Origin of the sequence: Paenibacillus motobuensis (genome assembly GCF_039521865.1) — a bacterium.
Lineage (GTDB): Bacteria > Bacillota > Bacilli > Paenibacillales > Paenibacillaceae > Fontibacillus > Fontibacillus motobuensis.
Genome location: NZ_BAAACX010000002.1, coordinates 182,395 through 208,628, shown reverse-complemented (window position 1 = coordinate 208,628; position 26,234 = coordinate 182,395). Strand labels below are relative to the sequence as shown.

17 protein-coding genes are annotated in these 26,234 nt (G+C 47.4%); 14 read left to right on the top strand and 3 right to left on the bottom strand.

Features of this window, described 5'->3' with window-relative positions; all coding sequences use genetic code 11:
* Together ABD014_RS00915 and ssuE are read left to right on the top strand one after the other, a co-directional pair.
* On the top strand, positions 1-371 hold a 371-nt coding region (locus tag ABD014_RS00915; protein ID WP_343856309.1), incomplete at its 5' end, for an ADP-dependent NAD(P)H-hydrate dehydratase.
* Positions 372-609: 238 nt separating this feature from the next.
* A complete protein-coding gene (ssuE, locus tag ABD014_RS00910) occupies positions 610-1,158 on the top strand; it encodes an NADPH-dependent FMN reductase (RefSeq protein WP_343856304.1) in 549 nt (182 codons plus the stop codon).
* A 112-nt stretch (positions 1,159-1,270) separates the two neighbouring features.
* On the opposite strand, the gene ABD014_RS00905 is transcribed toward ssuE, so the two are convergent.
* Positions 1,271-3,100 carry a hypothetical protein gene (locus ABD014_RS00905; RefSeq protein WP_343856299.1) on the bottom strand — a complete coding sequence of 610 codons (1,830 nt, stop codon included), beginning with the start codon at positions 3,098-3,100 and terminating at the stop codon, positions 1,271-1,273.
* A complete protein-coding gene (locus ABD014_RS00900) occupies positions 3,097-4,044 on the bottom strand; it encodes a hypothetical protein (protein WP_343856295.1) in 948 nt (315 codons plus the stop codon). Before ABD014_RS00900 ends, ABD014_RS00905 begins: the two co-directional genes overlap by 4 nt.
* Positions 4,045-4,422: 378 nt before the next feature.
* On the opposite strand from ABD014_RS00900, the gene ABD014_RS00895 reads away from it, so the two are divergent.
* The 9 genes from ABD014_RS00895 (at position 4,423) to ABD014_RS00855 (ending at position 21,212) form a co-directional block, all read left to right on the top strand.
* Positions 4,423-6,246: a vWA domain-containing protein gene (locus ABD014_RS00895; RefSeq protein WP_343856290.1), complete on the top strand. Its 1,824-nt coding sequence runs from the start codon at positions 4,423-4,425 to the stop codon at positions 6,244-6,246.
* Positions 6,247-6,356: 110 nt separating this feature from the next.
* Positions 6,357-9,746 (top strand): tubulin-like doman-containing protein, encoded by a 3,390-nt coding sequence (locus ABD014_RS00890; protein WP_343856286.1) that lies wholly within the window; start codon positions 6,357-6,359, stop codon positions 9,744-9,746.
* Complete coding sequence (locus ABD014_RS00885) at positions 9,746-12,118, top strand: transcription initiation factor TFIID (RefSeq protein ID WP_343856282.1); 2,373 nt, start codon at positions 9,746-9,748, stop codon at positions 12,116-12,118. Before ABD014_RS00890 ends, ABD014_RS00885 begins: the two co-directional genes overlap by 1 nt.
* Positions 12,119-12,181: 63 nt before the next feature.
* Complete coding sequence (locus ABD014_RS00880) at positions 12,182-13,474, top strand: vWA domain-containing protein (protein WP_343856278.1); 1,293 nt, start codon at positions 12,182-12,184, stop codon at positions 13,472-13,474.
* Positions 13,475-13,494: 20 nt separating this feature from the next.
* Positions 13,495-14,148, top strand: a complete 654-nt coding sequence (locus ABD014_RS00875; RefSeq protein WP_343856276.1) for a beta-mannanase — start codon at positions 13,495-13,497, stop codon at positions 14,146-14,148.
* Between the two features lie 29 nt (positions 14,149-14,177).
* On the top strand, positions 14,178-15,434 hold the full coding sequence (locus ABD014_RS00870) for a TRAFAC clade GTPase domain-containing protein (RefSeq protein WP_343856274.1): 1,257 nt from the start codon (positions 14,178-14,180) through the stop codon (positions 15,432-15,434).
* Positions 15,435-15,436: 2 nt separating this feature from the next.
* Positions 15,437-18,760, top strand: a complete 3,324-nt coding sequence (locus ABD014_RS00865; RefSeq protein ID WP_343856272.1) for a GAP1-N2 domain-containing protein — start codon at positions 15,437-15,439, stop codon at positions 18,758-18,760.
* 313 nt (positions 18,761-19,073) lie between these two features.
* Positions 19,074-19,670: a P-loop nucleotide/nucleoside kinase family protein gene (locus tag ABD014_RS00860; protein ID WP_343856270.1), complete on the top strand. Its 597-nt coding sequence runs from the start codon at positions 19,074-19,076 to the stop codon at positions 19,668-19,670.
* 336 nt (positions 19,671-20,006) lie between these two features.
* Entirely contained in the window at positions 20,007-21,212 is a 1,206-nt protein-coding gene (locus ABD014_RS00855; protein ID WP_343856266.1) for a response regulator, read from the top strand.
* Here the strand turns inward: ABD014_RS00855 and ABD014_RS00850 are convergent.
* Positions 21,136-22,917 carry a cache domain-containing sensor histidine kinase gene (locus ABD014_RS00850; RefSeq protein WP_343856261.1) on the bottom strand — a complete coding sequence of 594 codons (1,782 nt, stop codon included), beginning with the start codon at positions 22,915-22,917 and terminating at the stop codon, positions 21,136-21,138. The two genes, ABD014_RS00855 and ABD014_RS00850, sit on opposite strands and share 77 nt — an antisense overlap.
* Positions 22,918-23,146: 229 nt before the next feature.
* Here ABD014_RS00850 and ABD014_RS00845 point away from each other — a divergent pair, with 229 nt between their 5' ends.
* The 3 genes from ABD014_RS00845 to ABD014_RS00835 all read left to right on the top strand — a co-directional run bounded on the left by ABD014_RS00845 (position 23,147) and on the right by ABD014_RS00835 (position 26,216).
* The gene (locus ABD014_RS00845; protein ID WP_343856253.1) at positions 23,147-24,445 is read left to right on the top strand and encodes an ABC transporter substrate-binding protein; all 1,299 of its coding nucleotides are present in this window, start codon (positions 23,147-23,149) and stop codon (positions 24,443-24,445) included.
* A 74-nt stretch (positions 24,446-24,519) separates the two neighbouring features.
* Positions 24,520-25,398 carry a carbohydrate ABC transporter permease gene (locus tag ABD014_RS00840; protein ID WP_343856247.1) on the top strand — a complete coding sequence of 293 codons (879 nt, stop codon included), beginning with the start codon at positions 24,520-24,522 and terminating at the stop codon, positions 25,396-25,398.
* Positions 25,398-26,216: a carbohydrate ABC transporter permease gene (locus ABD014_RS00835; protein ID WP_343856242.1), complete on the top strand. Its 819-nt coding sequence runs from the start codon at positions 25,398-25,400 to the stop codon at positions 26,214-26,216. The genes ABD014_RS00840 and ABD014_RS00835 overlap by 1 nt, the downstream gene beginning before the upstream one ends.
* Positions 26,217-26,234: the final 18 nt, after the last annotated feature.

The following is a 26,234-nucleotide window of genomic DNA, read 5'->3' as shown; positions in this document are numbered from 1 at the left end:
CGCATCCCGGCGAGATGGCCCGGCTGGCCGGTCTAGCGACGGCCGAGGTCCAGCGGGACCGCATCGGCCTCGCGCGCCGCTTCGCCACCGAGCACGGCGTAACGCTCGTGCTCAAGGGGGCGCGCTCGGTCATCGCGGCCCCGGACGGCCGGGTCTACGTGAACGTGACCGGCCATCCCGGCATGGCGACCGGGGGCTCCGGTGATGTACTCACCGGAATCATTACCGCCATGCTAGCCCAAGGGCTGGACGCCGTGCAGGCAGCGGCGTTCGGCGCCTACCTGCACGGCCTGGCCGGTGAACAGGCCGCGGCCGCACGGAGCGGCAACCCGGCTTCGCTGCTCGCCGGGGATATCATCGAAGCACTGTAAGATGCCGATCAGTTAACGGTTTGAATGTGAAGCCTACGTTCATAAATGAGGATTTGATGTAGGTTTCCATTTTTGGCCTGCCTGAAATTGACTTTCCTTTTTTTTATTGATAGCATCGAAGTGAATTATAGCGGTTTAGTCGGAATTGACTAAAAGTACGTGTTCAAAACGTCGATGGATTTTTTGAACCCCTCTAAATAAGCTTGTCCATTTATAGATAATAAGGAGAGGATCCAGCATGGCTAAGGTAACCATAATCAACGGAACTCCTACACCAGGTTCCCGTCTGACAGCGATCATTGCATTAGCAGAGGAGTTGCTGGTGAAGGAAGGCTTCGAAGTGAAGCATGTGAATGTCGGCGAGCTTCCGCCAGATGATCTGATTCATACCAAATTCGAGAGTGAGCATATTGTGAAGGCGAACGGGCTTGTGGCTGAGGCGGACGCGATTATTGTGGCTAGTCCGGTTTACAAGGCTTCCTATACAGGAGTGCTTAAGACGTTCCTGGATTTGATTCCGGAGAGAGGCTTGACCGGCAAAGTAATTTTACCTTTATTCATGGGCGGAACGATTGCCCATCTGCTCTCGATCGATTACTCCCTCAAACCGGTCTTGTCGGTGCTTGGAGCGCGTCATATTCTTGCTGGCGTATACGCCGCGGATGCGAATGTATCTCGTACAGAGCAAGGCGGATTTACGATTAGCGACGAACTTATTGCAAGGCTGGAAGAGAACATCAAGGAGCTGGCAGCGGAGACAAGACGGCGGATTAAGTACCAAGCTTGAACACGCACTGTTAAACAAAATAAGCTCTGAGTCGTCCCTAAAAAAGGATGACTCAGAGCTTTATTGTTGAAGGGGCTATGGTCAGGGTGACATCCTCTGACCATGACTTTCGCTATTGTTGGATCGTATCAACCTCGACAACAGGAATGATGATTTGAATGATACCAGCGAGCCTTGAGATCAGTTCATTCATCGATCCTTCAGCTTGGTCTTTCAGCGCTTCCTCGATCAGTTCAATGAATTGCTGATCAATATTGAGTGCAGCGTTCTGTTCGAAGCGTCCCGTTATCGTTACATTTGCTCCGGCGGGGAGAGAGAAATCGCCTCTTAGAAGTATTAGGCTACTGCCGCCTGTAACAAGCGTCTCTCCTGAAACAGAGTAAATCACGGTACTGGTGAAGCGGACAAGAGTATCAGGATACTGGGTAATCTTGTCGGCGGAAATATCAAGGATTTCCTGCTTAATGCCTGAGAACTGGTAATGATCATCTGCGCGAACGAAAATCGCGGTTTGTCCTTCACCCTCGCCAACCGGATTAACTGCATAAATCGTTTTGTCTGGCTGTATGGTCAGGCTATCAGCCTCGATCGAGTATAGATGGGCTATTCTGTCCTCAAGTACCTCAAAGGCATCATAACGTGCTTTTCTTGCTTCTGATGCTGTCTCGATGATAATAACGGGATTATGGCCTGTGCTAAGAATCGGATCAATAGATAAAGTACGAATCTGATCCTGCGAAGCCAGGTCATGACTTGTTAAAACCTGAACACTTTCCTCCGCATTCATACGGCCAAAATACAGCTGATTGTTCTGGCCAGTTGCCACCACATATGCCTTAGAGCCGAATTTATCCCGTCCATCTACAACATGATTATAGCTCCTTCCATCTGCTAGAGCAGGAAGAAGTCTTACGGGTTCAGCAATGGTCCAGGCCAGCTCTGTGGCGCTGATTTCCGACTTCGTATCCTGATAATGGCCAATGGCCGTGTACAAATCGATCGCTTCTTGGTAATTGCCGCTGGCTACACTTTTCTTGGCGTTACGCATTAACTCATCCATTTTATCCTTCACATAGGTGAGCAGTCTGGATTCTGGATGGACGGAGCTTGCGAATGATGTATACTGCCGTGAATGCATGGCGAGTGCCGTGTAGTCGCTGTTGTCCCAGTCGCTTTTTAAGAGCGCCTCCATTAAGCTATCCACTTTGGACATCATCCAGGGGGCATCAAGCATAATAGCTTTATATTCTGCAAGCATGGAGGAAGCATTATCGAGCATAGGCTCGATGAGACCTTGGGCAACCATCCGGGTCAGCTTGGTTTCGTCATATTTTTGGAAGGTAGCATTTAACTCATTAAGCCATTCCTGCTCTGTACCGAATAGATGGGCAGGGATCCTCAACAGATTCCTTTTAAAGGATTCATCATTATAGCTCGAACTGGTCAGATTTTGCTCCAATTGCTCCAGAAACAACGCTCTGAAATTTTTGAAATAGCCGGTAAAGGCTTGTGAAATGTTGAAATTGTTGGACATCTGCCGGTAATAGTCATTGTAAGGCTGCTCTGGAGCCAAATAATGACTTCGTACCTGCTGAAGTTTTGCATAGGCATCCATAAGGAGATCGAAATCCTGTTCGCGATCTGCCCTAGAAGCTAGGTTAGCAATGTTCTCCAAGTCGCTTTTCATGGCGGTGATAGGAGCCAGTTCCTCCAGACGGGAGGAAATAAGCCCTTCTTTGTAACGAATCGTCCGATTGCTTTGAGCCTTTTGATACCAGTCCACGGCTTCTACATAGAGCTTCTCATGGAATAAGCGTTCGGCAGTCTGCAAAGCGTTAAGCTTTTGGGATATTCCAATCCCCTTGTAGACTAACAGAGGAATCGTCATGATACATAAAAAAATGAGCAGATGATGCAGGGTTAACCATTTTTTTAATGTCATATTATAGTAGACCTCGGCTTAATTTGTTGAAACTCAGCGTCCCATTGATACTTTTCCTCGTAGATTCGGGCTGTCTCGGCCGAGAGATTTCCCCAGTCAAGGTTAGGGGACTCAGCGAGCATTCGGTATAATCTGAGAAACCGATCCTTGGGAAGCTTGTGGGCATACCTGGATATGAAGTCCGAATAAGCTAGAACGTAGCGTTTCAACCTAACAGCGGCCCCGGCGACTCCCGCCAGTATTTCTTCCCCTCGCTCCAAAGCCAGAAATTGCTGTTCATACTTTATAACATATTGGAATGTTTTATCTTTAATGAGTTCTCTCTTGATTTTAGTGAGCTCACCAATATACTCGGCAAGATCAGAGTCGAAGTCTTTTAGCAGAAGTGGCGTCAGTTCCAACTCCATATCCTTCCTTAGTACAAAGGACTGTAAAAGTATAAGCTGCAGCTTACGGATATGATCGTTGTGAATGAGGGTCGCAATGTCCCGCATCATTTCGTAGGAGCGGCCTTCTTCTCCATATGCGACCGCGGTCTCAAGATTCCGCACCAGCCCTGCAGTGATTTTGTCACGATCCACCTCGATCAGCTTGCTCATTTCTATCGAGATGCGGCTTTCGAGAGCAGTGCGTTGCACGAAATAGAGCAGTCCGAACAGGATAATTCCTGATGCGAGAGAAATGGCCATAAGCTGAAAGGTTTGGCTGAACAGAATGGCTAGGAGCGTGAGAAACGACACTAGCAGCAGGTCATTATACTGAGCCCGCTTGGCAGCATGACGCGCCTTGTCCAGAACCGAGCGTAGACCGGATTTGCCGCAGACGGTGCAACTCTCCTCATGCAGTGCGGTATAATTTTGGCAATATTTACAACATCTTAACTTTTCGAAGGCATACTTCGTTTTTAATGGAGGGTGTAAGATAACGTTTTTTTTCTTGTTCATAGCACTCTCTCTTCATGGTTGATTAATTTAAGCAGTTTTTTGTCGAGATCAGTCGGAGGAATGATTTGTTTTCTGCGAGAGTAATATATGATGGATTTAATGATGACAAATAGAAACAGTAGAATGAGACATCCGTATGTAACCATATATAGCTTCCTTTCGTAATTAATGTTGAGGGCGATGAGTCTATTTTGGAAATGCCCAAAAAATAGATGCGCATTTTGGTAGATAATGGCGGTGCAGTCTTGTTTTATCTTAACGTTTTCTTAAGTATTATCTATTATCATAGTATAGTATATATTTGGAACTACTTCTATTTTCATAGGTCAGCTTTTGAACAACCTCTTTATTCTATTTCAAATTAAAGGAGCAATATTTATGCAGCATTGTTATAGACAATCTATACGTATATTGACGGTTCTGATGGTCTTTTGGTTACTGATAGGCTCTGTTGGAACCCATATCCATGGAGCCCCGGCAGCCGCGAAGGGGGCCCAGGCTCAGCAGAGTTCATTAATCGATGCTGTACTCGTTGTCGATGTGAGTAACTCGATGAAGACAAGCGACACGAATAAAGTCGGAAATGAAGCGATGAAGATGTTCATCGACATGCTGTCCGCTCAAGGCGATAAGGTAGGGATAGTCGCATATACGGATAAAGTACAGCGAGAGAAGGCGCTGCTGAAGATTCAGTCTCCAGCTGATAAGCAGGATTTAAAGGATTTCATCGATGGGCTGGATCGAGGGCCCTACACAGATATTGCGGTAGGCGTTCGAGAGGCAGTCAAGGTGCTGCAAAACGGATCCGATCCGGGGCATGAGCCGATGATCGTTCTGTTAGCAGACGGTAACAATGATTTCAATAAGAGCTCGGGACGGACGCAAAGCGAGTCTGATAAGGAGCTTGACGGGGCCGTTGCTGAAGCTAAGGCAGCAGGCATTCCAATCTATACGATCGGTTTGAATGCAGACGGTAAGCTGAATAAGGCGCCGCTTGAGGATCTGGCCAAGCAGACGGGAGCTAAGTCGTTCTCAACCAGCTCGGCGAATGATCTTCCACAAATACTTAGTGAAATATTTGCCAGCCACCTGAAGCTCAAAATCGTACCTGTTCAAAGCATGACGGGTAACGGAAGCTTCCAGGAAGTGACGGTGAACGTTCCGAATGCGAGCGTGCTTGAAGCCAATATTTCGATTATGTCAGCTAATCCTGTCACGGCAGAGCTGGTTAACCCATCCGGTGATAAAGTGGCTATCCCTTCGGATGACGTTATTTTGTCCAAGTCAAAAAGCTATTCTCTAATTAAGCTGCTAACACCAGCCGAGGGGGATTGGAAGCTAAGGGTTAAAGGCGCTGACAAGGACAAAATCGATATTAATCTCGTATTTAATTACGATCTCGAGCTAGAGATGGACCCCATTGCAGTGAAGAGCTATAAGCCCGGTGATGATGTGAAAATCGGAGCGTATCTTACAAGCAATGGGCAGAAGTTGCCAAATGACGAGTTGTATACGAATATGAGCGCTGTTCTCCTTGTTAAGGATATCGACAGCGGCAAGACCGAAGAAATCAAGCTTAACAATACGGGGGACAAATTCGAAGGAACATTTAGTTTTTCCGAAGCCCATGATTACGAACTGAAGGTTCGCGCAGAGGAAAAAAGCTTCTACAGGGAATCGACACCTGTAACACTGAGTGCCAAAGGCAAAGCAGGGGCAGTTACACCAGCACCAGCTCAGCCTAATAACCCGACAACAGTGGAAGAAGAGAAGCCATTCCCTTGGCTCATCGTTGTTATATCAGCGATAGGTTTAGCTGTCGTTGCAGCAGCAGCTTATTTTGTTGCAGCGGCAGTTAAGAAAGCGAATCGCGGATTCGTAGGCCAGATTGTCATCGAGATACGCGATGAGAACACGAACGAGAAATCCTTCCCGCAGTATAAGAAGCTTACCTCGTTCAAAGGCAAGTTCAGTCTCCATCAACTACTGCAGCTGGCACCCGAGCTGAAGGAAACAGAGAAAATTGTGTTCACTCCGGCTAAGGGAGATCGGATCATGCTTCGCAATACCTCAGCCGCACCGATCGAGAAATCAGGCCGGGCCGTTGATGCCACCACAGGACTTGAGCTCAAGAGCGGTGACCGAGTGACCTTACCGTTACAGCATATCGATAAGACGATTTTCATAGAGTACCTGGTGTAGTCGCTTTTGATCACGAAGTAAATCAGGAAGTAGCTCGGCATCGAATCTTGAATTCAACCTTCTCGGTGCTGAAAACCGACTGTTGTATCCAATGAATGGAGGAAATTTAAATGAAGCCGATCGTTAGAGAACATATTCAGCAATTAGATGTATCGCTTGGCGGAGGTATCGTCAGCGACAAAATTCGAGTAGATACAATTGATAATCCGATTCTCATTATCGGTCTTGGCGGGACGGGGATCGATGCCTTGCTTCGCCTGAAATATCAAATTAACCGCAGATTCAAGCTGCCCGAGGATCCATTGTCCAAGAAAAAGCGCGATAAGCCGGACAATGTGGAGTTTCTTGCTTTTGAGACCAATGAGCAGGATCGCAGTAAAAGGTATAAAGGAATCGGGCTTGATCCAATCAATGAATTTGTACTGTTGTCTAATCCGGAAATTGGCGGTCTGCTACAGAACCGCAGTATTTTAGAGCCGTACATTACAGACTGGCTGTCACCCGAACTGAGTATTACCGATGGGATGAACGGTGCGGCAGGTGTGCGTCAGGCGGGACGTCTGCTTCTCTTCACGAAGATTAATCAAGTCGTGCAGGCCATCGATAAGAAAATCAAAACCTTATCAGTGGGTACAAACAAGAAGCTGATGGTATTTCTACTTACTGGCCTGTCCGGCGGCACGGGCAGCGGCTGCTTCCTGGATATCGCCTATATTGTACGCGGCATAATTGAACGTGATCACGGTTCGGCAGGGATCGACCGCGTGAATACGCTCGGTTATTTGTTCACCCCGGATATCAATCTGTCCAACAAGAGTCTAAGCGAGCATACGCGTGAGTACATTAAGAAAAATGGTTATGCCGCGTTGAAAGAGCTTGATTACTGGATGAACGTAGATAGTCGTGGTGAGAGGTTCAATCAGCAATACGGAAATATTTTAACAGTTAACTCGCCATTACCTCCTTTTAATCTATGTCATTTGATATCGGCAACCAATACAGAGGGCAAGCTGCTGGAGAACGCTTATGATTACTGCATGAACGTAACTGCGGAGAACATTACGAACTTCATGGCGAGTGAAGAGAAGCAATCTGGCGAAGAGTTTGCTATTCACGATTATATAAGCAATATCCGTACGAATATCGCACAAATGAACAAGGCTTACCCGGCTAATTATGAATACAACATTATTGGGGCCTCTTCGGCTGTGCTGCCGATCGAGGAAATGACGACCTACTTGGCCTATCGTCTGTTTGATAAGATGGGCAAAATGTTCCAGCAATCGCCGACGCAGGAGGAAGTAGAGAAATTTGCCCGTAAGATGGGTGTTGACCTCGATAGTATAGTTAAAGCGTTTGAAGCCCGTGTACCCGACCCGCTACCAGGTTATGAGAACAGCGAGCGGTTGAGTTATGCCAATGTTGTGAAGTCTCAAGTCGTGAATATGGATACGGAGCTGGAGCAAACCTTCCTCGCTCGGGCCAGAGAGGAATATATCAAAGCGAAGAAGCAGCTTCCAGGGGAATTCCTTGAGAAGTTTAGCGACCAGATTCGTCGTCTGTTTTTGCATCCGGAGCAAGGGCCGTTCTATGTATCGCGGCTACTCTATACGGAGAAGGGCTTCTGTTTGTTGAAGATGCTGCTCTCCTATATCGAGGCACTGCGGGAGAATTTAGTACGTATTCCTCGCGATATCGAGGCCGCTCAGGATCAAGCAGAAGATAAGCTGGGCGATGCTAAGAGTGCATTTGTGTCCAAGGAGAAGAAGAAGAACGCTTATATTGAAGCAAAAATAAATGAATATTGGCTCCACGCAGACGTTGAGCGTACAGAGCAAATGATCGAATTTTATGAGGACCTGTATGATTTGCTGAATCGGGAAAACAACCGTATTTATAGCGTATTCACGGAAATATTGAATGCACTTAGCTCAATTTTCTCCAAGAACGGGGACATTCTGACGAGCGGTGAAGAGCAGGTGGATCATAAGGGTAACAAGACCTACTACTGGAACATTGTTAGTGTGCCTGATATTTCGAAGGTTGTCAGCGGCATTATGGATCAGAAGGATGTCGATGACCTGATCCGTGATTTCGCTACGGAATTGCTGGATCACTCCGATCAATGGGTGAAGGAGCAGGAAATCGATATTGTTAGCTCCATTTCTACTTTCCTCTCTGATAAATTCGGTGATCTTATTACGAAATCGATGGAGGATTTCCTAGTCATTAAATATGGCCAGGATGAGCCGATTGAGAAGTTTGTTGAGCGTCAAATTGCCAGCAAGCTGGACGAGGAGGCTGTTCCGGTATTCCATCTGTCGAATAGCACAGGTAATTTACATTTCCCCTCTTGGGGGTTCGTATCTGTTCCAGTGCAGGCGCCAAGCATCCTGAAGGGGATTCGCAACTATCAGAACAATGCGGTCGGGAAGTCCCATTTCACGGTCAAAGAGAGCGAAGTGAAGAACCGTATATTCTGGTTGAATACGCGTAACGGGGTGCCATTGTTTGTGTACACGCCGCTCAAAGTATATGAGGAGAGCTATGAACGGACGATTTTGGATAAGGAAGGAATCGGTCGTCACCTCGTACAAACAGAGAAGAATAACTGGACTTACCTGCCTTCGCCAATCCCTGAGAGATCTTGGGGCGATACTTATTCCAATTCACGGGTAAAGAGCTATAATGCTCGTGTTCGCGAGGAGTTCTCCAAATCGCTTCAGTTAAAGGTAATTGTGGAGAAGGATGCGGATCAAAATACGAGCAGCCGTTATTCTGTAAGGTTAACGAAGCCATTCTCCTTGCAAGATAAGCTGGCAGCGTATGATATGCGTCTAGAAGCTCCAAAGCCAAATCTAGGCGAGGTGAAACGCTGTGCTGTCGAGCTGAAGCAGCTGCTTGCTGATGGACTTCCACAAGAAGACGTTAAAGATATATTCGGAAGCATTAATGAAGATCTGGCCAAAGAGAATTTGATTCGCTCGCCAAAACTGATTACCCGCGTGCGGCAGGAAATCGCGAAGTATGAAGAAATTGCGGCGATGGCTGCGAAGCTGGATGCGGTACTGGCGCAGCATCAGGATGAGGAGAAGTGGCTTGATCAGTTCATCGAGGCGATGTATACGATGACGATTACCAAGAAGGGCGCGTTATATGTTTACGATCGTGATCCGGAAGAAGAAGCCTGGGAGCCATTTGCTAACCTGATGAAGAGCCAAAATTATGTGGAATACGAAGTGTTTACTCATTTCAGAGGCTTGGATGAGAAGAGTCATAGTGTATTGATGCGCAAGGCGTCACGTCGTGCCTCGGAGCTAACGGCTTCGGAGAATATCGAGCCGTTACTGCAGACGATGGATGAGCTCGCTGATCGATTCCGTGAGGGGCGGGACTCGCTGGAATACGAGAAGGTTGAACTGGCCAACGGTGAGGATATGTATCAGTTCTACAAGCAAATAACAACCAAGCTGAACGATATCCGCAGAAGGTTGAAATAATGGTTAGACAGAAGCTGGAGCAATTCGCCGCAGAATATGACCGGGCAGAAGAACGTCTTACCGGTAGAGGCGATGACCAGAGCAGTATTCATTATCCCGCCGTGTTTCTGTTTATCGGTGACAAGAGCCGTGAGGCCATTGAGCCGATCATGCAAATGAATGAGAAGAGATGGGAGAATAGCGAGGGACTGATCTACCTCCATGCAGGCTCCGTGGAGGAGTCTGTTACTGCTCGGGTGTTGGAGTACCATATTCCAGTTACGGCACAAGAGGGCTCGAGCTCACCTACCTCCCGTCGTGATATGTATCGGCAGTTCTATGAAGAAGAGCATGGATTGCCGGAGCTTAACCGAATTCTGAGAAAAGCTAGCGGGGCTCTGGCGGAGTATGGAAGGCTATATCCATCCTTCGACCGAGTTCGCCTATCTATCATTACGCGGGTCGATGACCCGCTTAATGTGTTTGTGCCGGAAATAGCACTTCTGTCGGAGGCGATATTCCGTCAATCATTTAAGGCAGTACAGATGGATCTGTATGCATTGATCAGCGAACGGGAAGGGGCTGAAGCTTTTGGATACAGCAGCTCGCTCGGCGTTGCGTTTCTGCGTGAGCTGAGTCTGATGCAGCAATCGGATTATACATTCAGCGCCCCCCTTCATGTAACAGAGGATGGACTTTCGATCCCGGTTACACATCCGCCTTCTCCGTTGTTTGACCTTGTCTATATTATGTCAGACCGGGATGAGCGGGGATTCGCTTCTTTAGATGGCTTGCAAACCTGCTATGAGGCGATTTCTCACATTAGTCTGCTCAAGAACAGACAGCAGAAGGAGCCGTTGTTCCATGCGAACAATGCGGTATATAACAATACTTCATTCAAAAATAACATTATGACTGAATCCGGACGGCAGGGCTTTGTATCCGCTGGATTGTCTAAAGTAAAACGTCCGAATCAGTCGATCGCGCTTGCTGTACTGCATCATTTCTACAAAGGTTTATTAGCACGGATGAAGCAGGAACCAGATCTATCTACTACAGAAAAGCTGGCCTTTTTCGGAGTGGATGGAATGAGTCTGGACCGGGCTGCCAGTGAGATGATCCCTACAGAGGAACGTCTAGGTGAAATGCATGGCTTGATGACGAATGACATTAGCTATAATTCGGTTCGCAAGCTCTCGCTGAAGGAAGCGGAAGAGGCTTTGTTTGGCGGCGGTGGAGAGAGCTTCTTCCGTGGCAATTTCCAGGATGAAGCAGCTCGTCTCCTGAAGGAGTTCAAGGCTGGAGAATGGATCGATATGGCGATCAAGCGGTCGCTTACCGAGTATCCTGAGGTCGAGATATACAGCTTGGCCGCCTGGACAGAGGAAGAGGGACTTAATAGCTCCACTGGAATCATGGCGCAGCTTCGCAACGCTCGCAGGGAAGCCGAAATGCGGCTGGCTTCGGCGAGGGCCGAGCTGGATCAGTTCCGTCAGGGGCGCGTGGAAGAGCAGTCGTTCCCGCGTGTTCCGCTGATGGATCGGCATAATCTACGAAGCTTAATCCGCTACTTATTCGACCAGGTCTATACCCGGAGAAGAGAGATATTGCTGCTGGAGACGAGACTGAAGCTGATTATGAAGTTTGAAGAAGCCATTCAGCAATTGAATGGTCGGTATCTCGCAGTGATCGGTCAGCTTGAGACGCTGGAGCAATTGCTGCGTGATACAGCGCTGAGCAGTATTGAGACTGCAGATGATTATATTGGACAGAACATCATGGAGTACTATGAGCGCATTACCGCTGACATTATGGAGCAGTGGGAGAGTAAACGGGGACAGCATGCGTTTTTCACAGAGAGTACAATGGGAGATTCGAGGTGTCTGCTGGAGAAAGGAATAGAGGGGTTGACGGATAAGCTTATCGAAGTTTGCCGCAAGACCATTTTAACATCACCGATGTTCTCCCGCACGTTCGAGGAAGAACTGCTACAGCGGGCCAATGTGACTGTCGAATATGGCAACAAAACCGTACTTACCAAGGAAGAGCTGTTCAAGAAGCTCTACCGCATTCTCGAGGACAATGCCGCGATACAGCTTCGGCTGTACGATTACACCCAAGAGCATCGTTATGAGGAGAAGTATGTGTTCGGCGATTACACGAGCGAGTTTGTGCAGCATATTTTCCGAGCGGATGAATCGTCAAGAATCTATAAGCTTGGTTGTGTTCATGAGAGACGCAGCAGCGGCGTAGAGAAGCTGAACCTCATGGGTGGTTTCCATCCGGAAGATCTGATGTATTACGTGAATGGGAAAGTCTATTATGAAACTTATCTAAAGAACGGTTATGAGTTTCATGGGATTGAGAAGTCAATGCTGCCAGAGCTCGGTTGACTTTTTGAATACGCATTTTTTAGTCCGTAATGCACTACAAATTTATAGAAAGGAAGTGCACGAATGCAGCGTAAAATAAACTGGCTTCTGGTGCTGTTCAGTCTTATTGGCGGAGCAGTCGGAGCTGTAATCGGAGAACTGCTGCTGAATCAGCTGGAAGGCAGGCTGCCCTGGATCGTCATCATTGGACTTTACTTCGGCATACTTGCCCTGTCCGTAGGTTTATTCTGTTTGATCGCGGAAATGGTCTCACCTCGTCTTAACGGGTCGTCATGGAGACAACGTTATGTCGGTACTTCATGGAAGCTGCTCGTACCGGCGACGCTAGTAATGCTATTGCTCGCAGGAACTGCCTTGGAATTTTTATATGAGTTGAATGTAGGTAGGGCGAAATCGGTAGACGATATCGTCTTAATGATTGATAATTCCGGGAGCATGCTGGAAACCGATCCCGATGATCGCCGTTATGAGGCAGCCAAATCGTTGATCGGGCAAATGGATAGCAGCAAGCAGGTCGCAGTTATCGTGTTCAATAACGAGTCTGAGCTCATTCAACCTTTTGTCCAGGTCCGTGACCAGGATGTGAAGAATCAAGTATATGCAGCGATTGATGCGCTCGAGCCAACCAATGCCGGTACAGATATCGGTGATGCGTTGTTATCATCGATGAAGCAGATCGAAGGGCAGCCTAGCTCTAGAGGGGCTATGGCAATCCTATTATCGGACGGGTTTAGTGAAGTTAATACGTCAAGAGTCCTCGCAGACTACCGGGATAGAGGCGTATCCGTAAATACCATCGGTCTCGGCCTTAGCTCAGCTAACGGTGATATTGAGGGCATGGAACTGCTCAAGGAGATCGCCACCAAGACAGGCGGAAGGTACTATGATGTGGCGGATGCGTCTAATCTTTCTTTTGTTTTCCAGACCATATATGACAACAACTTGAATGAACGTACTCTAGTTACGGAACGTACTGGACCGATGAAGGACAGCACTTATTATATGATTCTAAGAATCATATTTGTACTTGGGTTAGGCGCCCTACTGGGCTTGTCGCTCGGAATGATGTTCGATAACCGTCATTTGGCTAAAAGCTTTACGATCGGCGGTTCTGTATCCGGGCTGCTTGCAGGGCTAATACTGGAGTTCGGCTTAAGTGGAGGAACATTAGCTGATGCGATGATCCGGCTATTGGCCTGCTTGGTACTTGCCTCGGTAATGACGATGTTCACGCTTGCCGTCCCAATGCCGGCAGATGGTGCCCGAACGGTCATGCGTCGCAGAGGGGCTACACTTCAGGACAGCAAGACGGGATTCCAAGAACCCGTCAGAGATCGACGCAATAGAGGATTCTAGAGGTGTAAGGGGGCATAGCAATGCGGTTTATTGAAGCAGAGGAAGGCTTGCCGCTCATAACACAGCTTAGTTACAAGATCGATGAGGATCGCTGTAAGCTATTGTGGCAATGGCCTGATGGAATACAAGCGGTCTATATCTACAAAGGGTCTTTAGATAGGGAGCAGCAGGGGGAAGGTGGCCACGGCTATCCTTCCTCTGTTGCAGGGCTTAAGCTGTATACCCGTGAAGAATATAAAGCGGCGGGAGGCTATGTTGACCGGATAGATACGATTGGCTTGGCAGCTTATACGGTCTATGCCTGTCTGATGGATGACGGGGATAAACGCTTGGTCCATCAGCCCGATGGGCAGAACACCGTTCATTTCAGTACGGGCCGAGCCAAGATCCGCTATTCTATCTCTCATAAGAGCAACTTACTGCGTAAATATAAGACGGTACAAATATCGGTGCTGGCAGAAGTAGAGATTCCAAAAGAAGCGCTTTGTTATGTGAAGAAGCAGGGCAATTATCCGGTAAGTGTAGATGACGGGACCGTATATCCATTTCTGAGAGATTTCCCTTCAGGTAGGAGCACGCTGCCCTCTATCGAGGTTGGAAAGAACGATTATGTCAGGCTGTTCTTTACGGATGGCCCGAAGTATGGAAGGTTGTACGAGCTGATACCAGAGTAAACATACTGTGAAATGAGGAGGAATGGGAGATGGGTCTGTTCGATTTGTTTAAAAGGAAACCCCAGGCCGAGGAGCGGCCTTTATTTTATGATATTGTATGTCCCTATTGCTTCAGTAAATTCGAACCGGACGAAGTGGTGTTCAGGGCGACGCATTATCGTGAGGACGATGAGGATTATGCTCTTGGCGAGGACGAGGCTCTGAACAAATACAGGGAGAGATTTGGTCTCGATACAGTCTATGATATGGAAGCTATTTTGCGTCCCCAGGACGTTCCAGAAGAGCATCTTATTTATTCGGATCATGTTCTGATCGGATTGAATGACCGCTATGGGGAAGTGACAAGGCACAGATTGTGTCCGCATTGTCATAATGAGCTGCCGGTAACTGCGGGGAAAGTGCCTAGTAATATCATTTCGATCATTGGGGCTTCTCAAGTGGGGAAATCCGTCTACATGACGTCATTGATTCATACCCTGCAGAACACGACGGCAGATCATTTTGATGCGGCTTGTATGCCGCTTAACGCTGAGATTAGCCGTAAATTCCGGACCTTATACGAAGAACCGCTATTTGAACGTGGCGATTTGCTGGCCTCGACGCAGAAGGAGAAAATGCAGGAGCCATTTATTTTCCAGTTTGTATTCAGGGATGAATCGAAGCCGCCGCTAACGCTTGTTTTCTTTGATGTTGCGGGTGAAGGTATGGTGGATCAGGACTATCTTGGATTACAGGGTCAGCATATCAAGAATTCTTCAGGACTGCTGTTCATGGTCGATCCACTTCAAATTCGCTCGATCCGGGAGAAAATCCGCATTAATGTTGGAGATAAGCCGGGCGAATGGGTATCGCAATATGATGAGCCACGTGATGTGGTGTTGACGATGTTCGGCGATTTTATCGCTTATGAAGATAAAGGGAAGACGGATATACCGACCGCGGTAGTATTGACGAAGAGCGATATGCTTCACTCCTTAAAGGATGAAGAAGGGGAGTATATCAAGTCAAACAGCAATATTTTTAATAATGCGGTACATCGCAAGTATTTTAATATAACCGAATTCGAGAATATCGATGGTGAAATTCGCCGCTTTATCGAAAAGGTAGATCGGCCGTTTAAAGGGACGATGGACGTCTATTTCAAGGATACAGGGTATTTTGCAGTATCTGCGCTCGGTAGCAATCCTATTGATCAGAAGCTGCAAAATGTTGTGCAACCAATACGCGTGGATGAGCCATTCATTTGGCTGCTCTATAAATTGAACTATATTGAGGGGAGAGAGTGACCGTGAGGCAAGCTTCTCCCATAATGATTCAGCAGCAATTGTATACAAGAGAGCGGAGCGGTATATTTCGCGGAACGGAAGGATTTGATACTGTCGCGGTATCGGACGGACTGGATGCTGTATTCATTAAGAAACTGCTCCATCCGTTCTGTGGCTATGATGCTCCTACAGAGCTGGCCTCCCGAGGAGAGAAGGAGGTAAACAGTTATCCGCCGGCGATTCATCTATTCCATACCGAGGGCGGAGAGACGGTGCTGGGGCGGAGTATTTATCAGCCCGTAGATTTTACCGGTCTGCGCAGTGCGTTCCTGACGCATAACTACGTAATTCCACCAGCGCGGCAGGATGAGGTTGTGAGCCATTACGGTAATTATCTTAATGCCGACTATGCGGAGAAATATTACACGGAAATCGGTCGGCAGCTTCCGGAGCTGGATGATATACCGCAGAAGTCGCAGAACCAGCAGCATATGCAGAACAACCCGACAGGTCTGCCAGCGGAGAAGCTTCTTCAGGAGATAAAGCTTGACGAGAAGAGCTTTAAACAGCTGTTATTCGCCGTTATGACTGCAGTTGGAGAAGGCAGAAAAAAAGTGTATATCGCGCTTGATGTGCCGGCAGAGCAGATTTCGCAATATTCTGTAGCGCTACTTAAAGTGCTATTCGCCTGTCTGCCATTCGAACTGCGCCGCCGCTTCGGATTTATCACCTATGCCAAAGAACCGCAAAGCCGAAAGTTTATACATCTGCAATTCGTGGAGCGCGGCAGTCTACGTTCTAATGACCGAGAAATTGAGAAGGAATATGTATTCGACCTCGCCTCAGGGAGATTGCCGCAGGATGAGGTAGATGAAGGCAAACAGCCTTATCTTGATTTTGTCTGGAATGCGATCGGTGAGCTTGAGGTCTTGGAGGACTTCCATCGCTTTGCGGATGAGATGCTGTCAGAGATGGATCCGCAGCGCCGGGCTTTATTATCTAGCTATCATGAGCTGTGCGTGTTCTATCAGATTGAATCGGAACGTTGGGATTTGTATGAAAAACATAAAATAACCGTACTGCGGGGTCTGCTAAGTTATTTGGAACCCCACGGTGCCTTGGATTCCAGAATTCGGCTAAATGATATATTTCTAGCTGCTTTTGACCGGGAATTTGATAGCATCAAGCAAGGAAGTATTGTAGAACTGGCGATAGTGGAATGCTTCAGGGATTATTATCGGCTGGAAAGCCGAAGTTATGGCCCTAAGCTCGTTAATTATTTGATTCATGCAATTAATAATTCACTGACTGAAGGCAGGACCGAGCTCGCCTATTCTTTGTACGCTTTGGTAGAGAGTCAGTCAGAGCTAAGTAAAGCCTTTTTTGGTACGGTCTTGAAGCATGGCGAACTGTCTAACCGGTTGTTCAATCCCTACATTCAGAACAAGCTTGCGGAGACGCAAGGTTCAAAGGAAGTTCTGAATGTAGTGCATAGCTGGGCGATCGCTCATCCTGGCTTGCTGCAGAATGCTTCCTTCAAGGAAATAGCTGTCGCAGGTCTAACGGACAAGCTACGTAAGGAACAGCGATTGCTATCTTCGGTTCATATGACGGTAGATAGTATCCGTAAATGGGGAAGAACGCCTCTTCCAGATAGCGGAACGACTGTGGCGGATTCAGAGCTGGCTGAGCTTCTCTCGCTTTCTGCCAAGCGTCTGCTGCTTGATGAACTGAAACTGGACAAGCTGACCCAGGATCAGGTGACAACCGCAGCGTTTCTAGGTGAAGCGGATGCCTTTTCAGGCCTGCAGCTTGATAGTAAACAGCGAAGTCATGCGGAGATGTTGCGAACGTTATACGAATGGTTTGCGCTGCGTGAGCCAACAGAGGATGTTTTCCGCCTATTGTCTTCAGAGGAACTGGATCGGATCCAGAAGCTGGGGCGTAAATGGCTTCAATCCAATATTGAAGTAGAGCAGTTTGGAAAGATCGTACTGGCATTCTGCCAAGACTCGGCAGTCGGGATTATTGATTACAATCAAGTCATGGATTATTTACAGCGGCATGCCAAGGACAAGGAGAAAATTTACGAATTTATGCTCTGGTCGCAAGGCAATCCTTACTTTGTTCATGCTCGGGGGCTTGCTCCCGGCTATTCTGCGGCAATCTTAGCATACTTTAAAAAGCATGATAAGGATGCGTTTAAGAGCAGAGACTATCGGACCCTTTACTTCGATAAAGCGGGAGCGCCACTTGCGAAAGTATTCGCTGAAGCGCGTCTTACGTTGTCTTCGCCACTCAAGCGATTTCTTGTTCAGAATGGGAAAAAGGTAAGAATGACCACTCTTATTGTGACTTTGGGTCTTGTTGTGGCAGTTGGCGTTCTATTCATCCTGCAGCAGCAAGGAATGCTTGGTACAAAGGCGCCTGTTGAAGCGACTACGCCACCTGCACAGGATTCTGGGGTGCTTGTGTATGCCGACAAGGTCAAAGGTGACGACGGGAACGAGACGACTTCGCTCGTATTTCTGTTCAAGGGGGAGGAGCAGTGTAAGGTTTTTGATCCCTCAAATCTGATGATAGAGTCACAGGGTCAGCCTGCTCAGCAGTTCAAGAATTTGAAATACGACTCAAATTGTGTGGTTGAGAATGCTGGAACGGTAGATTCGGGGGCGACCGATCCAAGCGGCGAAGTTGATGGAACAGATGGAACAAAGGATACAGAAGGAATTGATGAGGCAAAGGGCAATGGTACGGGCGCCAAAACTGGAGAAAATAGGGCAGCAAGTGGGAAGGAAACGGGGAAAGAAGACAATCTGCAATCCGGTTCCCCAAATACGAAAACGGGTGGAGCCGATGGGGCTGGTGCTGCCAACTCTGCTAACTCTACTAACTCTACAAATGGAACTGGTGGAGATAGCGGAACTAATGATATCAGTGGAACCGATGGAACTAACGGTAACAGCGGTACCAATCCAGATGGCGTAAATAACTCAACTAACGGAACCAAAGCAACCAAGGGAACTAATGGAAAGGGAACAACCGGAACTAATGCAACTAACGAAACCAATGGAACCAACTCGCCGGATACGGGCAAGTCTAATGTCACTGATCCAACGGATACTTCTAATCCTAACGGACTTGACGATACTCCAAAGCCCGGTGAGACTGCCGGTACGGATGACGGCGGGACGAAGGATTCAGCCGCATATACATTCCGGATTGTAGTCTCTTTGGGCATGAAGCTGGATGTTCCAGCAGGGAGCCTGATTAAGATAGGGGAACAACAATATACGGTGATGACCCGCGAAGAGGCAGAATCGAGTAGCAATTCAGTCAACCCTTAGGGATGGCGCCATCGAGCTCTAACGAAACTACAGATCGTTATTTGCTCGAAAACAGCAGTAAATAAAATCTAACGAAACACCATATCGTTATTCGGGGGAAATTCTGTCCTAAAGCCCTAAAATGGCTTAAATAACGTTACCCAGTTTCGTTACATTTTTTAGTGCCCCATTTTGGTCTGAATAACGATACCACGTTTCGTTAGAGATTTCTTCTGTTTAACCCGGAAAATAGGCGCCTATCCCCAGTACAGGATTGTATTCGATCCTTGAGCAATGATACACTGATTCTAACTTACAGATAGGGGGATTTAGGTTGAAGCAGAAATTGGTGTTTTTTGTAGGGGTCGCCGGGACCGGCAAGACGACAGTTGCTAGAAAATTGGCGAAGCATATTCAGGCTGCTTTTCTGGATCGTGACACGGTCGGCGGACGTTTTGTAGAGAAAATGCTTGAGATGAACGGTCTGGACGTGAACGACCGCGACTCTGAATTCTATAAGAAGCATCTTCGCGACTTGGAATATGACACGACGAAAGATATTTGCATTGAGAATCTCGCCGCAGGGCAGAACGTATTTATGATCTCCCCTTTTACAGCAGAATTGAAAAATAAAGCCTGGATTGAAGAGGTTCTTGCCGCAGCCGGATTAAACAAGCAGGAGGTAGACGTCAAAGTGATCGCCGTTACCTTGGGCGACATGGAGACACAAAGAAAACGCATCGAACAGCGGCAAACCGAGCGTGATAACTGGAAGCTGGAGCATTGGGACGATTTCAAACAGCGTGTTCAATTTGTTCCTGAAGTAAACTGGGACATCCCTGCTTCATCGGTCCTCGTCTTCGATAACAGCGGAGACCTCACTAACGAGAAGGTCGAGAGCGTGTATCAGTTTGTGATGAATGAATCATGAGCACGAAGCGGATAAAAATAGATAGACAGGGCGGAGAAGGGTAAGGAATTGCCCTTCTTTCTTTTTGCAGCAGTATCTACATAGATAGTAAAGACGTACAGCACTAAGCTGATCCGAATGATTCCGGCCCGAAATGTAGAAATGAGTCCTTCCAGAGTAGAATTGATACCTTTCGAAGCTGTTGTTCGTTCTATAGAATATAGCTGTAATAGGGGTTGAAACCCGTTATAGAAACTAAAAATGACAGCGGTTGCATAACAACGAACCTACTAGAATTATTAAGTCTAGCCAGGACGCTGAAGTACACGGGATCAATGGAGAACAGGAGGATCTGCTATGAAGATTATTATTGCGGATGATGAGCGACTAGCCAGAGCTAACGTAAGAAGCATGCTCGAAGAGTTGGAGCTTCCTCTGCAGATTGTAGGAGAAGCGAAGGACGGGGCAGAGCTTGTTGAGCTCATTGCATTGGATCAGCCTGACATTGTTTTCGTAGATATTAGGATGCCAGTGATGGACGGATTCAAGGTAATTCAGAATGCAGTGTGCTATGAACATATTCAATGGGTGGTTATTTCCGGGTATTCTGACTTCTCCTATGCTCAGCAAGCGATTAAATTGCAAGTAGCGGACTATTTGCTGAAGCCGATTGATCCGGAATCCCTGGGAAAATGCCTGAACAGCTTACTGGAGAAGCAGCGCAAGAAAATGGCTATATTAAACCGGGAGCTTGAGCGGCAGATCATGTCTGTCCTCTATCTCTCGCGTTCAGAGGATGAGCTGGCCGGTGCTCCGCAGGGCATTCATGTGAATTACGCCGCTTGTATGCTGAAAGTAGATGATCATCTACCTCCCAATAAGAGTCATCAGTACTTTCAGGCGATGATGAATGAGATCGATAAGCTTGAGGGCGATTGGGAGCTGTCCATGAATGTGCGGAGAGCGATTTTAATTATGCCCTCGGGCGAAGCGGTCATTCTCTTCGCGTTGCAAGAGGTTAATACTCAAATGCTTTATGAACTTGTCCGGAAATATACGCTAGAGATGGAGCGCGTCGCTGAGCATCACCGCAGACCGGGCTTCTCGGTACAAATCGAACGGCTGGCACATTCAATATCCTTCAAGGAATTAGTCCAGAGACTCCGTATCGCCCAGGACAAGGCAGAAGAGCAGCTTGGCGCCGTGCTGTCTGCAGAAGACCAAGGCCCGCCTGATCTAATCCAACGGACAGTACAGTATATCCATCAACGGTACACGGAGGATATTGGCATCGGTCAGATTGCCAACGAGCTGGGGGTGACCCCCAATTATCTCAGCTCGCTGTTTCACCGGAAGCAAGGAGTCACGTTTATGAAATATTTAACGTCAACCCGGATGAAAAAAGCCAAGGAAATTCTGCAGAATGAACCGCAAATTCGCATTAGTCAAGTGGCGCAGGAAGTAGGTTATTATAGTACCCGACATTTCACTCGTCTATTTGTCGAGTACTTTCAGTGTTACCCCTCGGAGCTGAGGGACCAGTCCCAACAGACGAAGTCTTAATATGGATAGTCACTTCAGTACCAATATCAAGTATGCTGTTAACGGTCATGTCGGACTGGGGATAGGCCATCTCCAGCCGTTCCCTGACATTCGCAATGCCTATTTGCTCATTCTGCCGGAGCTGGTCCAGATCAAAGCCGGCCCCCGTGTCCGTAATCCGAATCCATATATTCTCCTGAATGAACTCGGCTCTGACCTCAATACGGCATGCCCGATTTGCTCCCTCCACGCCATGAATAATGCAGTTCTCGACTAGCGGCTGCAGCAGCAATTTTGGTATTCGGAAATCTGAGATTCTATCGTCAAGATACAGATCGGAGACAAGCCGTTCTTCGAAGCGCAGCTGCTGAATTTCGATGTAACGCTGAAGGAACAGAAATTCGTTCCCCAGCGTATCGAAGTCATTCTTGCTTAAGGTATAGCGCATCATGCCGCTTAGGGACAATATCGACTTCTCCAATGTCTTGCTCTCTCCGGCCCGGTTCAGCGCGATGAAGCCGTTCAGAGTGTTGTAGAGGAAGTGGGGCTGAATCTGGGACTGAAGGGCCCTGTACTCTGCGTTGCGCTTGGCCAGTCCCGTCTTGTACTCACGAATGATCGTATCATTCAGCTGCGATATCATTTTATTCAGACGGCTGCCGAGGTAGGCGATCTCATCCTGTCCTTTTATATTCACACCCTCGTTCATGGAGCCGCGCTGGACCTTACGCATCACTGAACCCATTTGCAAGATAGGCTTGACGATTTTGATCGACAAATAGATATAGAACAGAGCTGTTAATACCAGGCCGGCGCAGGTCATGATAATGGAGATTAACCGCAGATTTCTCATTTTAGACGTAATCTCGCGTTGTGACAATAAAACGTTGACTCTCCATTCCGAAGAGGGGATCTTCTTTGAAATGGTCGTATATTGACTGCCATGACTCTCAATCCGTTCGTTTCCTGATATAATCTGTTCCTGGGCTTCAGCAGTCAGAGGAGCGCTAGAATAGATTAAATGGCTGTGGCCATCGAAGATCGTTACGATGGAACTGACATCGAAGGATACATCGCTGACGATGCTGTCAAAGATATCCGTATCCGCATCGGCCATAATGACCGCCAAGGGCTTCTGCGTATCGGGATCTTTCAGCAGCCTGGCTACCGAGAATACCAGCTTATCCGGAGAATTCCGCAAATAATCTCGTCTATGCGGGCTGATCATGGCAGCTTTTCCGTTCTTGAGCACGGTTTGCTTATACCAATCCTGAGAGCTATAACGGTAATCGGGAATAGGCTCAGCTACTTCATGATGATCTGTTGCATACACGGTGTTATCAGCGGTAATCAGAATGGTTCCGAGAATATCTTTGCGTGTGTTCTGGAACATAGTCATCTGCATCTCATGCAAAGTGCGGTCGGCTACCAGTTTATTGTAAACGCTGACATTTCTTTGGTCGGACAAGGCTTTCAGTTTTAAGGAGGTCAAGACATCATTTTGGAGAAACGGCGTAATCGTCAAACGTTCCAGTTCGTCCATATAGGTCTCGATACTGCGCGTAATCGCGGTTAAGGTCCCCTCCATAAGGGCTTTTTTGTCTTTCTCCATCACACTTTGAAAGTAAACGGGATATAAAATTCCTAGGATCAGGACGGGAATTACAATCGTGATCAGCAATAACAGTGTTAGCTTAGTCCGGATAGATGTATAGAAATATTTCAATCTTTTCAGCCCCTTTTGCCGCTAATCTCTCTAGCTCACATTGTCACTGCTCATCCCTTCGTTGGCAATATGTAAGCAAAAAAGTGTAGAAATGGACGCTTCAATCCGTAGATTTGCAGCAGTGTGTAGAAATTGGCGCTGAGGATCGTAGTTCTGTGTCATTTGGAAGCGTCTTCAGCGATGCTATATTGAATTTGTAAAGAACAACTGAAACCATGGGAGGGTCAATATGAATCGATCGAAATGGCTGATGTTATGCGTGGCTATGCTGGTATTATTATCTGCATGTGGCGGGGGAGCGAATGAGGGGAAAGGCAGTACGAATGAGCCAACCACTTCGCCCGAAGCTTCCTCAGGCAAGGAAGTACGGATTACGGTATCCACCAATGTGATTGGGGAGCAAGCCAAGGTGCTGGAGCAAATCACGGACAATTTCATGAAGGATAATCCTTTAATCAAAGTTGACTTCAGTGCTCCAGGCAAAGAATATGAGAACACGATGAAAGTCAAAATGGCCTCTAATGATATGCCGGATGTATTTGCGACCCATGGCTGGGCCAAAGCCCGTTATGGTGAGTTCCTGCTGGACCTGTCGGGTGAGAGCTGGGCATCGAACGTGAATGCGGCGATCAAGCCGCTTGTCAGCGATGAAACCGGTAAATTATATGTGCTGCCGATGGATCAGGACAAAGCCGGCCCGGTATTTAATGTCGCAGTACTTGAGAAATATGGCGTCGAAGTGCCGGCAACCTATGAAGAATTCCTAGCTGCATGCGAGACGATCAAAGCGAAGAGCGACGGCGAAGTTGTGCCCATCCATATGGGAGGTGCGGATTCCTGGCCGATTGGGCAATATTTTGATTTCTTTGCTACACCGCTTCTGATCAGCTCCTCTTCCCAAAGTTACGGAGATCAGCTTCTGGACGGCTCCTTTGACTGGACGAGTTTTGAGACATTGCCGCAAATGTTCAAGGATCTCCAGACGAAGGGATTTCTGAATAAGGATGTATTGACTGCAAAGTACAGCGATTCCGCAAAAGCTTTTGCCGAGGGAAAGGCTGCATTTGGGATCTATAGCCCGTCCTTTATCGAAGAAGCACAGAAGATTAACCCAGAATTGAAGGCCGGACTCATGCCGATACCTTCGGTGGTTGAAGGGGATACGCCTACATTTGCAGGCGGGGAGAAGACGACCTGGGGGATTTGGAAGGACTCCAAAAATATCGAAGCCGCGAAGAAATACGTCGAGTATTTCGCCAAACCTGAGAATGTAGCCCTTGTAGCGAAGTCCAATCAATTGCCTCCAGGCCTGGATGGCGCAGAGATGGATGCTGGGCAGTTGACTGAATATTACGAGCAATACAAAGATATTCGCGTACTTCCATTCTTTGATCGTGAATACATTCCGAATGGCATGTGGGATGTGATGTGCAAGAATGGTCAGGATCTATTGGCCGACGGGATCGACGCCAAGGGTTATACAGCGAATATGAAGCAGGAATATGAAAGGTTAAGAGCAGCAAATTAAGAGTGGGTTGCGGCGGGCAGATCGAATCAGCCATACAGGCCGCTGCCCTCTTCTTCTTTCGACGGGGTGATGAGATGAACAGACTGATGCAGTCCAAAGGATTAATTAACTTGATGTACGTTCCTGCAATTGTATTGTTCGCATTATTCATTTTCTATCCGTTCATTCAAGGGATTCGTGTATCATTTACGGATTGGAACGGGTATTCGCAGACCTATAATTGGGTCGGATTCGATAAGTATAACACGATGCTCCATGACAGAAATGTATGGATAACGGTCAAAAATACGCTGATTTACGGATTCGGCAGCACTTTCTTTCAAAATATATTAGGCCTGGCTTACGCGCTGTTCCTGGATTCAAAGATCCGCGGTAAAGGCCTGGTTCGCACGATCGTCTATCTGCCTGTTATTATCAGTCCACTGATTATGGGCTATATCTGGTACTTCTTCTTTCAATACGATGGCGGTGCTGTGAATGATGCGATCAGCTTGTTCGGTATTGAAGCGGTGGATTGGTTGTCGAAGGGACCTACGGCCGTATGGCTGATCACTTTGGTCAATACCTATCAATATATGGGGACCGCCATGATCATCTATCTTGCGGGTCTGCAATCAATTCCGAAGGATTATTATGAGGCGGCGGCCATTGACGGAGCGAGCGGACTTAAGAAATTCAAGCATGTAACGCTTCCTCTGCTGATGCCTTCTATTACAATCAATATCCTGATTAACATTATTGGGGGACTGAAGCTGTTCGACGTCATTGTGGCGATGACGAACGGCGGCCCTGGATATGCTTCCTCCTCGATCTCGACGATGATGTATAATCTGTACTTCGCAAGACAGGATGCAGGCTATGCCGCAGCGCTCGGCAATACGATGTTCCTGCTGATTGCCATCATCAGTCTTCTGGCTCTGTTCTACTTGAAGAGGAAAGAGGTGAAAATGTAGTGAAGAATCTGCTCCAATGGCCTAAGTATGCTGTCCTGCTCCTCATTGCCGTCTTTCATATTATCCCTTTCTATGTCCTAGTAAATATGTCTTTCAAGCTGCCTACCGAGACCACTTCCAAATGGAGATTCCCGGCAGATGCATCCTGGGATAATTTCGTGAACGCCTGGCAGGAGGCGGACTTGCTGCGGGCCATATTTAACAATATCTTCATTACAGTATGTGCGGTGGCTTTGGTTGTCATTGTCGGCGCATTAGCCTCTTATCCGTTGGCACGTCATCAGACCAGATTCAATATGTTTATCTATACGGTGAGCGTATCCTGCCTGATCGTGCCGGCATTGACGATTCTTGTTCCACTCTATAAGTTTATTGTGGATCTTGGTGGGATCAATACTTATTGGGCGGCAATCTTAACGCAGGTAACGTTCGCTCTGCCTATGACGATATTCTTATATACAGGTTTTATAAATACCGTTCCCCGAGAACTGGATGAAGCGGGCTTAATCGATGGAAGCAGCCGGATGGGCATCTTCTTTCGCATTATTCTGCCGCTATTAAAGCCGATTACAGCCACCGTTATCATTATAATGGGGGTTCAAATATGGAATGACTATCAATTCTCGATTTTCTTCCTGCAAAAGGTTCAGGTACAGACGATCCCTGTTGCACTATCGCAGTTCATCTCTCAATTCTCTAATCAGTTGAACTGGGTAGCGGCGGGATGCCTGATCGGGATGATGCCGATGGCCATAGTCTATCTCTGTCTGCAGAAATATTTTATTAAAGGCATGGCTGACGGAGCTATCAAAGGCTAATAGAATGACAAATTAGGC